We start from the raw sequence: 13,416 nt of genomic DNA, 5'->3' as shown, positions 1-13,416 counted from the left end.
ACTTATGCAATATTCCTTTTCCGAACTCGAAGCGCTGCGCGACTTTTACACCGGCCAACTGCTGAACGACACCGTTCCGTTCTGGTTCCCGCGGTCGTACGACCACGAGCATGGCGGTTTCCTCCTCATGCGCGATGCCGGCGGCCAGCTCATAGACGACGACAAGGCTGTCTGGATACAGGGACGGGCTACCTGGCTGCTGTCTACCCTATACAATTCCGTGGTGCAGAGCCCGGAGTGGCTGGAAGGCGCGAAGCTGGGATATGATTTCCTCAACCGGCATTGCTTCGATACCGACGGGCGGATGTTTTTCCACGTGGCGCGCAACGGCGCTCCCATCCGCAAGCGCCGTTATTTCTTCTCCGAAACCTTTGCCGTGATCGCCATGGCGGGCTATGCGAGGGCCACCGGAAGCGAAGAAGCAGCCACCCGCGCGCGGGAGCTGTTCGGCAAATGCGTGGAATACGCCACCACACCCGGCCTGCTCGATCCGAAATTCGAACCTACGCGCCCGGCCAAAGGGATCGGCGTTCCCATGATCATGCTCAACACCGCCCAGCAACTCCGCGACACCATCGGCGATCCGCGCTGCGATGCGCTGATCAGCCAATGGATCGGTGAAATAGAAAAATACTTCGTGAAAGACGATATCCGCTGCGTGATGGAACAGGTGGCGCCGGACGGGAGCATCATCGATCATATCGACGGCCGCACCCTCAACCCGGGGCACGCCATCGAAGGCGCGTGGTTCATCCTGCACGAAGCGGTGCATCGCGGCAACGATCCCCGGCTCATCGACCTCGGCTGCCGCATGCTCGATTATATGTGGGAACGCGGATGGGACCACCAGCACGGCGGTATCCTCTATTTCCGCGACGTCTACAACAAACCCGTGCAGGAATACTGGCAGGACATGAAGTTCTGGTGGCCGCACAACGAAGCCATCATCGCCACGCTCCTCGCCTACCTGGTAACGGGCAATCCCAAATATGCCGAATGGCACCGGATGGTGCACGACTATTCCTACACCCGCTTCCACGACAAGGAAAACGGCGAATGGTACGGCTACCTCCACCGCGACGGCAGCATCGCGCAAACGGCCAAGGGCAACCTGTTCAAAGGCCCGTTCCATTTGCCGCGGCAGGAATGGTATTGCATGCAAATCCTCAACAATCACCTGCAAAAGAACGCCGTATGGTCAGGAGCATCGCATGGCTGATAATCTTGCCTGCAACGGCTTTCGGACAGATAAAGATCAGTCCGCAATGGATGGACCATATGGTGGTCCAGCGCGGGAAACCCGTTTCCATCAGCGGCAAAGCCCCGCCCGGCGCAACCGTGCAGCTTACCTTCTCCGGAAAATCCGCCGCCGTGCGTGCCGGGAAAGACAGCAGCTGGCAAATCCGCATCGGGCCGTTGGAAGCGAACGCACGGCCGGCGGATATGCGCATCACGGCGGCAAAGGACACCCTGGTCCTGAAAGACCTCCTCGTCGGCGACGTCTGGCTTTGCCTGGGGCAGTCGAACATGGAATTCCCAATGCGCAACGAAGCGCATTATGCCGAAGCGCGCCGGAATATCACCCACGGGCCGGTACGCTGGTATAATCCGACGTACGTGGGGAAAGGGATTTACAACCAACTTTTCCCCGACAGCCTGCTGCAGCGCATCGACAACGGCGAATTTTACACCGGCGCCTGGCAACGCTGCGATTCCGCCTCCCTGGCGGATATGAGCGCGGTGGCGTATTTTTTCGCGGAGAAAGTGACGGCATCGGCAGGCGTGCCGGTGGGCCTGGTGCACCTTGCCATCGGCGGCGCTCCGCTGGAAACGTTCGTGCCGGAAGAAGCCCTGCTGGCCGACAGCGCATTTGCGCGCAAGGCACGGGGCAACTGGCTCCGCAATCCCTCGTTGCCGGATTGGTCGAGGGAGCGCGGGCGGCAGAACCGTGGCGACGATACAAGCGCCGGAGGCCCTGCGCATGGTTATAAACCCGGGTTCGCGTTCGATAAGGGATTGCGGGGACTGACGGGCAACCCCGTGGCAGGGGTGCTCTTCTACCAGGGAGAGACCAATGCACAGGAAACCGCACGGGTGGCGGAATACGGCAGGTTGTTCGATGTGATGGTGCAGGCGTACAGGGCCTTCTGGCCCGGCGTGCCCTGTTACTTCGTGCAGCTTTCCTCGATAGACAGTTCCGGTTACAGATCGCAGCTATGGCCGCAATTCCGCGACGAACAGCGCCGGATACTGCAACGGACGCCCAACACCGGCATGGCCGTTTCCAGCGACGTGGGCGCCCGCAACGACGTGCACCCTACCGACAAACGCACCGTAGGCTACCGCCTCGCCGCCTGGGCGCTCCACGATTTTTATAAACTCGGGAACGTGGTACCATCGGGCCCGCTGGTGGAAAAGGCGGTGTACCGGCAGGGAAAAATCATTCTTCATTTCAAATGGGCGGAGGGACTGGCGGTGGCCGGGGGAACCTTGCTGAAGGGGTTTTCGCTGGACGGAATGCATCCCGCCCGGGCTTCCGTTCATGGAAATACCGTGGAAATCCCGTCAACCGGAAAGCCTGCTTTCGTATATTACGGATGGCAGCCCTTTACGGACGCAAACCTCGTGAACGCCGCCGGATTGCCGGCATCCACGTTCCGCCTCCGTATCGAACCTTAAAAACAGATCATGATCAAAGCATATTTTCTATTTATCGTATTGGCGCTCGCTGGCTGGGAAACGCAGGCGCAATCTTTCACGCCCGTATTTACCGGCGGGCAGGAAGGGCATAAAAGTTACCGGATTCCCGCTATCATATCCGCCGGCGGTAAGCTGCTGGCCTTTTGCGAAGGGCGGGTAGACCATGCCGGCGACTTCGGCGATATCAATATCGTATTGAAGGAAAGCAAAGACGGCGGAAAAACCTGGGGGCCGCTCCGCACGGTGGTCGACTACAACAACCTGCAAGCCGGCAATCCCGCGCCGGTGGTGGACCTTACCGACCCGGCGTACCCGCAGGGCCGGATTTTCCTTTTTTACAATACCGGGGATAACCACGAAGGAGAAGTGCGCAAAGGCAAAGGGCTCCGCGAAGTCTGGTACAAAACCTCCACCGATGGTGGTGCCACCTGGTCGGACGCGGTGAACATCACCACGCAGACCCACCGCCCCAACATGCCCGGCAAAAATCCGGCGTACAACTTCCCGGAAGACTGGCGCAGCTATGCCAACACGCCCGGCCACGCCCTTCAGTTCGCCGACGGTACCTTCAAAGGCCGTATTTACGTTGCCGCGAACCATTCCGCCGGTAAACCGCAACCCGATTTTGGGGATTACAAAGCCCATGGTTTCTATTCGGACGACCATGGCAAAACCTTCCACCTCAGCGAAACGGTGACTTTCCCCGGCGGCAACGAAGCCATGGCCGCGCAACTGCAAGGCAACCGGATGGTCATGAACATCCGCAACCAGAAAGGCAACGAACGGTATCGCATCATCGCCGAAAGCAGCGATGGCGGCCAGTCGTGGGACAGCACTTATTTCGACCGGCAACTGCCCGACCCCGTATGCCAGGGCTCCGTGCTGAGCGTCGGGAGTACCCGCAACCGCCGACTGATCGTTTGCAACAATGCCGACACCGCACAGCGGAACAACCTCGTGCTGCGCGTGAGCCGCAACGATGGGAAGTCTTATTACAAAAACATCCCGATCGCCAACCGTCCCGGCAATCCGCGCCGCAACTCCCATTCCGCCTATTCCGACCTCGTGGAAAACGGGCGTCGGAAAGTGGGCGTGCTGTTCGAATATGACGACTACAAGCAAATCGTATTTACCACAATTGCCTATTGATCCATGAAGACCCGACCGATCCGTTTCTTCGCCGTATGGCTCCTGGCTTGCCTTTTGGGCCCGGGCGCCGTGGCACTGGCCGTCCCGCCGCACATCACGAACGGCGAAAACGCGAAACCCTCGCTCCTGCCGGAACCCGCCGAATTGCAGTGGCGCAACGAACATTTCGACCTGCGGAAATGCCGCGCGATCCTTTACACCGACCGTGCGATACTCCGGTATGCCAACATGTTGCAGACAGCGATCTTCAACGCAGGTGCTGGCACAGTGAGGGTGAGATTAGAGCAACCCAAACAAGGGCCGTACATCGAGCTGGTAAAAAACCAGGTGAAAGCGCCTGTTCATGAAGACGAAGCCTATTCGGTGGAGGTGAACGAAAAGAAGATCACGCTGACCGCCGGTACCGAAAAAGGCATGTACTATGCCATCCAGACGCTCCGGCAACTGATGGCCGGTAAATCCGTCCAGGGTTGCTCGATCCGCGACTGGCCGGCATTTTCCTGGCGGGCGTACATGGTGGACGTAGGCCGCAACTATCAGCCCATGGCGTTGCTCAAGCAACAGATCGACATCATGAGCCAGTACAAAATGAACGTGTTCCATTTCCATTTCACGGAAGACGTGGCGTGGCGGTTGTACTTCAAACGGTACCCGCAACTCACCGACGCGAAAAATATGGTCCGGCAAAAGGGGAAATTTTACTCCGAAAAGGATTTGCATGAACTGATCGAATACTGCAAACTGCGCCACATCGAACTGGTACCGGAGATCGATATGCCGGGCCACAGCGCCGCATTCCGCCGCGCGATGGGCCACGATATGCAAAGCGATTCGGGAATGGCGATCATACAAAACATCGTCCGGGATTTCTGTGAAGCATACAAATTGCCGTACCTGCATATCGGGGCGGATGAAGTGAAGATCACGAACAAGAACTTTTTGCCGGACATGACGAAGCTGGTGGAAAGTTACGGCACGAAAGTGATCGGCTGGATGCCCGGCGGCAATTTCCCGGAAAGCGTGATCCGGCAATTGTGGTCGGAAGGAAAAATCGAATCGGGCGATGGCTCTGTTAAATACATCGATTCCCGCCAGCTGTACATCAATCACATGGACCCGCTGGAAAGCGTGACCAGCATCTTCCAGCGGCAGCTTTGCAATACCGCCGTGGGAAATGCCTCGGCACTGGGCGCCACGCTGTGCCTCTGGCACGACAGGAACGTGGCCAAAGAAGAAGACGTTATGATCATGAACCCCGTCTACCCTGCGCTGCTGACTTTCGCCGAGCGCACCTGGAAGGGCGGCGGCACGCCGGGCATCAAAGTCGCCATAGGCCCGGAGATCGCCGCGGATTTCGCTGGGTTCGAAATCCGGCTCATGGACCACAAACAGAAATATTTCAAAGGCCTGCCGTTCGGGTATTTCCCGCAAAGCGCCCAGCAGTGGCAGCTGTACGGCCCATTCCCCAATAACGGCGACCCCGGCCGGGAATTCGATACCACCGGCGTGAAGCCATCCCAAACGGCGACCGGCGGCACGATCATCCTCCGACATTGGTGGTGGCCCGAGCTGCAGGGCGTCCTGCCGTCCCCCGCCGAAAATTCCACTTACTACGCCTCCACCCGCATCTGGAGCGATCGTAACGGCGAAACCGACTGCTGGATAGGGTTCCACGACTTTTCCCGCTCGCATGCGTCTTTACCGCCCACGGCCGGTAAGTGGGACAACCGGGGCAGCAGCATCCGCGTAAACGGCGAGCTCATCCCGCCACCCTTATGGGAAAGCGCCGGCAAAACCATCACCCTGGAAACGCCCTATACCAACGAAGGCTACGCGTACCGGTCGCCCACGAAAGTGCGACTGAAGAAGGGCTGGAACATCGTGGAAGTGAAAGCGCCCGTCACCACGTTCAAAGGCCGCGACTGGCAAAACCCGGTAAAATGGATGTTCACGTTCGTTCCCTGCCGCGATTAACGCACTCCGATTTCGATCGATAAATAGGCGCGCCTCCGGAAACGGGGGCGCTGCCGTTTAAAGCGGTGCCTTTCCCCTGAATTCATTATCATTGCAGCATGTTCAAAAGTTGGTTCATTATCGCCTTATTGCTGCCCGGTGCGCTGGCGGCGCAGGAGCGCAAACGCGCGCGGGAATTCGGTATCCGTATCGGCGTCATGCAGCCCGGCGCGCTCAACGCCATCACCGACGTTCGCGGCGTGAAAGTGGGGCACACCACTTTGATCAAAGGCGATTCCATCCGTACCGGCGTAACGGCCATCGTTCCGGCGGAAGGGAACCTCTTCCAGCAGAAAATTCCCGCTGCGATCTATGTGGGCAACGGTTTCGGGAAACTGGCCGGCATTACGCAGGTAAACGAGCTCGGCAATATCGAAACGCCCATCGTGCTCACCAACACCCTTAGCGTACCGGTCGCCATGCAAGCCGTTGCGGGCCTGGCCATGGCGGAAAAAGGGAACGAAAACCTCCGCTCCGTCAATGCAGTGGTAGGCGAAACGAACGATGGTTACCTGAATGATATCCGCGGCCGGCATGTGTCAGTCACCGATGTGGAAGCGGCCGTAAAAACCGCTGCTCCCGGAAAGGTGAAAGAAGGCAACGTGGGCGCGGGAACGGGAACGGTCTGCTTCGGGTTCAAGGGCGGCATCGGCACCGCTTCGCGCAAGCTGCCGGCCAGTTTGGGCGGATACACGGTGGGCGTGATCGTACAGACCAATTTCGGCGGTGTACTGGAAATCGACGGGGCGCCGGTTGGCAAGGTGCTCGGGAAGTTCGATTTCAGCGACCGGTTATTGAATAACGTAGACGGATCGTGCATGATCGTAGTGGCTACGGATGCACCCATCGATCACCGCAACCTCATGAGGCTGGCCAAAAGGGCCATGCTGGGCCTCGGAAAAACGGGCGGCATCGCTTCCAACGGGAGCGGCGATTATGTGATCGCGTTCTCCACGGCCGAAGGGCTCCGCATCCCCCACAGCGGCAATTCCGCCACGCAAACGGTGACGCTGCTGCAAAACGACAGCATGTCGCCCCTGTTCATGGCCGCGATAGAAGCCACCGAAGAAGCGATCATCAATTCCCTGTTCATGGCCGGCGGCATGAAAGGCCGGAACGGCAATTCGGTGGAAGCATTACCTTTGACCCAGGTTTTACCCATTCTCCAAAAATTTAACCGCCTGCAGCCATGAGCTATGCCATCATCAACGGCGCCATTGTGCCGGAAAGCGAAGCGAAAGTCCTGATTTCAGACCTCTCCATCCAGCGCGGGTACGGCATTTTCGATTACTTCCGCACCAGGGCCGGGCAACCGGTGTTCCTCGAAGACCATCTCGACCGGTTTTATCATTCCGCATCGGTGATGCGGCTTTCGCCGGAAGTGGACCGCGAACGGCTGAAACACTTGCTGGCAGAGCTGATCGAGATCAACGGCGCGCCGAATGCAGGGATACGCATCACTTTGACGGGCGGCTATTCTGAAAACGGGTATACGCCGGCTGCTCCGAACCTGCTCATTACGCTGGCCCCCTATCACTATGACCCCGCCAGTTTCGACAAAGGCATCCGGCTCGTGACGCACGACTTCCAGCGCCAGCTCCCCGAAGTCAAAACCATCGATTACCTCCAGGCGATCTACCTGCAACCCTTCATCCGCGAGCATGCAGCCGACGATGTGCTGTACCATCAAAACGGCGCCGTCCGCGAATGCCCCCGCGCCAATTTCTGGGCCGTCACCGAAAACGGGACGCTCATCACACCAGCAGACCGTATCCTCAAAGGCGTAACCCGGAAAATGATACTGGCGATGGAAGACCTCCGTCCACAGGCCGCCCATCTCCCCCTTTCCGCCCTTTCCACCGCCCGCGAAGCGTTCATCACCAGCACCACCAAAATCGTGACGCCGGTCACCCATATCGACGGCCGCCCCGTCGGGAACGGCCGGCCCGGCCCCGTCGCCAAAGCCATTTTCGACCGGCTGCTGGGCATGCGGGGCGGGTATGAGTAGTTTCCAAAATATTACTACCTTTCCGCATCATCAGACTACTTTCCATGTTATCCGGACGTACCGACAGTGAACACCTTTCTCCCGGCGATGAGCGCACTTTGCTGCAACTGGCCACTGCCGGGGATATGGATGCGTTTACCCAACTGTACGTTCACTTTTACCCACGCCTTTACCGTTTTCTCTTTTTCATCACCCGACAGCACGAAGACGCGGAAGAGATCGTGCAGGACGTGTTCCTCAAAGTCTGGGACCGCCGCGAAAGCCTGGGCACCGTGCGCTCGCTGGAAGATTACCTTTTCCGGATGGCGAAAAACCGGACGACCGACCTCCTCCGCAGGAATAAAACCGGCATGAAGGTGATCCACAACCTCCAGCAGAAAGACCTTCCGCTGGACAGCCCTACCGAATCCGCCGTTGCCTACCGCGAATATCACCGCCTGGCCCGCGAGGCCATCACACAACTGCCGGAGCGCCGGCGCGAAGTGTTTCTCCTGAGCACCGAAGGCGGCCTTTCGCTGGACGAGATCGCCGCCACGCTGGGCATTTCCCGGTCGGCCGTCAAAAAGCACCTGGGCCTGGCCACCACGCAGGTAAAAGCGTACCTGCGGCAGCATGCGGAGTGGACGGCAGGGATGCTGGCGCTGATTTTTCTTTCCCGATAAAATTTTTTTGGTGGACGGGGTGTCCTTTTTTCCCGGTCGTTCGTCTTTAGCGCATGACAAGGGAAGCTATCATCTCCAGCCTGGAAAAATATGCCGCCGGCACGTTGACGCCGGAGGAGGAACGATCATTGTTCGCCTGGCTGGAAACGGCCCCGTCCCACGAGTTCCACGCCCTGCTCGATGCAGCCGGCGTTCCGGACGCCCTCAAATCGTACCCTATGCCTGCATCCGCCTCCGTGGCGGATTTCCGGCGGAAATTGGAACTGCGGAAGCCGGTGCCCGAGCGTACTTTCTGGCAAAAACTGACCGGAAAAGCGGCCTTTCATCGCCCGTTTGAACCCACCGAACCTGTACCTGCGCACCGCCTGCGCCCCACCTGGCGGAAGATCGCCGCTGCCGCAGCCGTGTTGCTGCTGGCCGGCGGAAGTTATTGGATGTTCACATCCACCCGCCAGCCCGGGAAAAACCACGTTGTTCAGCATGCCGTACCGCAGCCGGGCGGCAACAAAGCCACGCTCACCCTGGGCGACGGTTCCATCATTGCCCTCGACGACGCAGGTGCCGGCGCCCTTTCCCGGCAAGGCAATACGAAGATCGTGAAGCTGCAGGGCGGGCGGATCGTGTACGACCCGCAGGCGGATGGCGGAGAGCCTGTGTTCAACACTATCTCCACGCCAAAGGGCGGGCAATACCAGGTACAGCTGCCGGATGGAACGGTGGTATGGATGAATGCCGCGTCATCGCTGCGGTTCCCGTCTGCTTTTACAGGGAGCGAGCGCCTGGTGGAGCTTACAGGGGAAGGGTATTTTGAAGTGGCCGCCGATGTGGAAAAGCCGTTCAGGGTAGCGGTGAAAGACGTACGGGTGGAGGTGTTGGGCACGAAATTCAATATCAACGCATATCCGGAAGAATCCCAGGCAAGGGCGGCTTTGCTGGAAGGGTCGGTACGCGTGCGGAGGAAAGACGATGCGGTGAAGTTGGCGCCCGGTCAGGAAGCGCGCATCGGCCAGGAAGGGAAGATCGCCGTTTCGCCGGCAGACCTGGAGCAGGTGCTCGCCTGGAAGAACGGGTATTTCCAGTTCGAAGGGGCCACGCTGCCGGTGCTGCTGCGCCAGATCGGGCGGTGGTACGATGTGGAAGTGGTTTGGAAAGGCGAAGTGCCGGAGAAGGAATTTGCCGGACGGATCTCGCGGGAAGTATCGCTCCAGGCCATGGTGGAAGCCCTCCGGAGCAGCGGCGTGAACTGCAAAATAACGGGACGGACGCTCGAAGTGGCGCCGTAACTCATTCATACAACCTGACTATCAGATCAATATAACAATATCAACATAACTTGAGGTATCCAGACATTCAGAACGAACATCAAACCAAAATCGAAACATGAAAACGACCAGCTAATCGGATCGGTTAGCCCGTAAACAAAGCCAGGAGTGCGTCAACACTCCCGGCGGGATTGTTCGGGTTGGCCGGAAAAGCGCGCTTAAACACTATTTACATCACCAAACCCAAACTGTACAAAAGTATGAAACTACTTGTGTCCGGCAAAGCCATGCCACGTTTTCGGCTATTGCCCGCTAAATTATTACTCGTTATGAAATTAACGGCCATTTTGATGCTTGCCGCAGCCTTGCATGTAAGCGCCGCCGGATTCTCACAAACCATCACCCTCAGCCGCAAGAACGCGCCGCTGGGGCGGATTTTCAGTGAGATCCAGAAGCAGAGCGGCTATTCCCTGCTGTACGATATGAAACTCATCCGCAGCGCGGGCCCCGTGAGTATCGACGTGCAGAACGCCTCCGTGGCCGAAGTCCTGGAAAAATGCCTCCAGGGCCATAACCTCACCTTTGTGATCAATAACAATATCATCGTCATCCGTGAAAAAGCCGCCACTGCAGCCGTTCCTATGGCCGCTGTCATGACCGGTTCCGTGACCGACGATGCCGGCGCCCCCATCCCCGGCGCCTCCGTAGAACTGCGCGACCTCCGCAAAGGGACCGTCACCGACGCACAGGGCCGCTTCCGCTTCGCCGACGTTCCCGCCGGCCAGCACAGCCTGCGCGTGAGCTTCATCGGCTACGAAACCCTCGACACCGCCGTGCAAACCGGCAACGAAGCCTTCAACATCGCCATCGTCCTCAAACCGGCTGTGAACAAACTGAAAGAGCTGGTAGTGGTTACGGCCCTGGGGATCAGGAAACAGGCCCGCAGCGTTACCTACAACGTGCAGACCGTTTCCGGCGCCGAGCTGAACAACGTCAAAGACCCCAGCCTCGTCAACACCCTCGCCGGCAAAGTGGCCGGCATGGCCGTGAGCAATAGCTCCTCCGGCCCGGGAGGCGCCACCAAAGTGGTAATGCGCGGCAACAAATCGATTTATGGCAACAACAACGCGCTGTTCGTGGTAGATGGCATCCCCTTACCTGACCTCTTTACCCAACAAAAAACCGACGGATTTTCCGTGCCCGGCGGAAGCGACGGCATCGCCAACATCAACCCGGACGATATCGAAAGCGTTACCGCGCTCACCGGCGCATCGTCTGCCGCGCTTTACGGCAGCCAGGCCGCCAACGGCGTGATCCTGCTCACCACCAAAAAAGGCCGGTCGGGCAAACCCTCCGTCAACTATTCCTTCAACGCCAATTACAGCAAGCCCCTCCTGCTACCGGACTTCCAGAGCAGCTACGGCGCCACGCCCACGGCGGGATCTTTTTACAGCTGGGGCGATAAACAGGCCGCCAACGCGGATAACAAAAGCTTCTTCCAAACCGGGGACGCCTATACGCACGCCGTCAACGTGACCGCCGGTAACGACCATAGCCAGAACTATTTCTCCGCCGCCGCAGTGAACGCCAACGGCATCGTTCCCAAAAACAGCTACGCACGCTATAACTTCAACGCCCGCAACACCACCAGCCTCCTCAACGATCGCCTGAGCCTCGACGTGAACGCGCAATATGTGAACATGGAGCAGGACAATGTGCCTGTACAGGGACAATATTACAACCCGCTGGTGGGCGTTTACCTCTTTCCCCGGGAGCATGACTTCAACAGTTTCCGCCAGTTCGAACAGTACGACGTCAACCGTAACTTCAGCACCCAACGCTGGCCGTATTCCGACCCGGGCATGATGCTCCAGAACCCTTTCTGGGTGGTGAACCGCAACACCAACTCACTGCAGCGCAACCGCTTCATCGGCTCGGTGGCCGCCAAATACACGATCACGCCATGGCTCAGCGTTACCGGCCGCGCGAAGCAGGACAGGACCAACGATGTGTATGAAGCGCGCAGCTATGCGTCTACGCCCAAATTCCTCGCCGGCGACAATGGCCGGTACGACAAAACGCGTACTTCCATCCGGCAGACCTATGCAGACATCATGTTCACGGCGCAACAGCGGTTCGGGCAATTTTCGCTGCAAGCCAACGTGGGCAGCAGCATCCAGGATGTAGTGGATAACACGACGGGCTGGGCGAACGGGTATCTCCTGCAATTCGCCAACTTCTTTTCCTTCGCCAATATCGACTTTACACGATTCGCGCCGTTCGAGAAAAACGACCGGCTGCAAACCCAGGCCGTTTTCGGGACCGCACAGCTCGGTTTCCGCGATATGCTGTATGTAGACGTGACGGCCAGGAACGAATGGTCGTCGGCCCTGGCGTTCACGAAAAACCCTTCGTACTTCTATCCCTCCGTGGGCCTGTCGGCCGTGCTGAGCGAAATGGTGAAATTCCCCGAAGCCATATCCTTCGCGAAGCTGCGGGCGTCTTACAGTGAAGTGGCCAACTCCATCCCCATCTACATTTCCATGCCTACCATTACGCTGACCAATGGCGGTTCCATCCAGGCTATCCACGCCAAACCTTTCTCGGAAATGCAGCCCGAGCGCACCCGCTCTTTCGAAGTGGGCCTGGATTCCCGGTTCCTGAACGATAAACTTTCCTTCAACCTGACTTACTACAAATCTTCCACGCTGCATCAGTATTTCAAAGTGGAAGTTTCTCCGTCGGTGGGGTATAACGCCTATTACGTGAACGCCGGCAACATAGAAAACCGCGGCATCGAAGCGAGTTTGGGATATAACGGGAAGATCGGCCAGGTACAGTGGACGTCTACACTCAACTATGGGTTGAACAGAAATAAAGTGGTGGAAATGATGGATTATTCCGATCCGTTTACCGGCACGAGGAGAACGCAGGAAGAATTTGTGGTGTCCGACTTCGCGGGGTACCGGCTCATCGTGCGCAAGGGCGGCAGCTACGGCGACATCTACGCCAAAGACGTGAAACGCACGGCAGACGGCAGTGTTGCGCTGAACAACAAGGGCGTGCCCGAGATCGGCGATTACAAGAAAGTGGGGAACGCCAATCCGCGCTACCTCATGGGATGGAACAACAGCTTCAACTGGAAACAGTTCCAACTGTCTTTCCTGGTAGATGCGCGCATCGGTGGCGAAGTGGTGTCTACGACGGAAGCGATCATGGATAATTTCGGCGTGTCGCAACGCACCGCCGAAGCCCGCAATAACGGCGGCGTGAAGGTGGGCGACAAAACCGTTCCGGCGAAAGATTACTACCAGAGCATTACCGGCGCCACTTCTTCCGCCCTGGCACTGTACACTTACAGCGCCACGAACGTCCGCCTGCGCGAGCTTTCCCTCGGGTACAGCATTCCCGCGAAAGCACTGGGCAACAAGGTGCGGCAGCTGCAGGTTTCCCTGGTAGGGCGCAATCTCTGGCTGATCCACAAAAAAGCGCCGTACGATCCGGAAATCACAGCCTTTACGACGAACCAGTTCCAGGGGTACGACTATTTCGGCCTCCCCAGCCAGCGCAACCTCGGCGTAAACGTGAAAGTCACCTTCTAATGCTCACCGAAAACGGACAT

Annotated in this window: 9 protein-coding genes; all 9 read left to right on the top strand. The window is 58.3% G+C overall.

Features of this window, described 5'->3' with window-relative positions; genetic code table 11:
• Positions 1-4 precede the first annotated feature (4 nt).
• Positions 5-1,219 (top strand): AGE family epimerase/isomerase, encoded by a 1,215-nt coding sequence (locus tag ACQKLP_RS05870; protein WP_427320959.1) that lies wholly within the window; start codon positions 5-7, stop codon positions 1,217-1,219.
• Complete coding sequence (locus ACQKLP_RS05865; protein WP_427320957.1) at positions 1,195-2,679, top strand: sialate O-acetylesterase; 1,485 nt, start codon at positions 1,195-1,197, stop codon at positions 2,677-2,679. Before ACQKLP_RS05870 ends, ACQKLP_RS05865 begins: the two co-directional genes overlap by 25 nt.
• 9 nt (positions 2,680-2,688) lie before the next feature.
• Entirely contained in the window at positions 2,689-3,849 is a 1,161-nt protein-coding gene (locus ACQKLP_RS05860; RefSeq protein ID WP_427320955.1) for a sialidase family protein, read from the top strand.
• 3 nt (positions 3,850-3,852) lie between these two features.
• Positions 3,853-5,823: a family 20 glycosylhydrolase gene (locus ACQKLP_RS05855; RefSeq protein WP_427320953.1), complete on the top strand. Its 1,971-nt coding sequence runs from the start codon at positions 3,853-3,855 to the stop codon at positions 5,821-5,823.
• Positions 5,824-5,921: 98 nt separating this feature from the next.
• Positions 5,922-7,055, top strand: a complete 1,134-nt coding sequence (locus tag ACQKLP_RS05850) for a P1 family peptidase (protein ID WP_427320951.1) — start codon at positions 5,922-5,924, stop codon at positions 7,053-7,055.
• Positions 7,052-7,870, top strand: a complete 819-nt coding sequence (locus tag ACQKLP_RS05845) for an aminotransferase class IV (RefSeq protein WP_427320949.1) — start codon at positions 7,052-7,054, stop codon at positions 7,868-7,870. Before ACQKLP_RS05850 ends, ACQKLP_RS05845 begins: the two co-directional genes overlap by 4 nt.
• A gap of 44 nt (positions 7,871-7,914) precedes the next feature.
• Positions 7,915-8,532 carry an RNA polymerase sigma factor gene (locus ACQKLP_RS05840; RefSeq protein ID WP_427320947.1) on the top strand — a complete coding sequence of 206 codons (618 nt, stop codon included), beginning with the start codon at positions 7,915-7,917 and terminating at the stop codon, positions 8,530-8,532.
• Between the two features lie 53 nt (positions 8,533-8,585).
• The gene (locus ACQKLP_RS05835) at positions 8,586-9,815 is read left to right on the top strand and encodes a FecR domain-containing protein (protein ID WP_427320945.1); all 1,230 of its coding nucleotides are present in this window, start codon (positions 8,586-8,588) and stop codon (positions 9,813-9,815) included.
• 308 nt (positions 9,816-10,123) lie between these two features.
• Positions 10,124-13,396 (top strand): SusC/RagA family TonB-linked outer membrane protein, encoded by a 3,273-nt coding sequence (locus ACQKLP_RS05830; protein WP_427320943.1) that lies wholly within the window; start codon positions 10,124-10,126, stop codon positions 13,394-13,396.
• Positions 13,397-13,416 lie beyond the last annotated feature (20 nt).

Source organism: Chitinophaga sp. NPDC101104 (assembly GCF_050277495.1).
Taxonomy (GTDB): Bacteria; Bacteroidota; Bacteroidia; order Chitinophagales; family Chitinophagaceae; genus Chitinophaga.
This window is presented reverse-complemented; position numbering and strand designations above follow the sequence as displayed.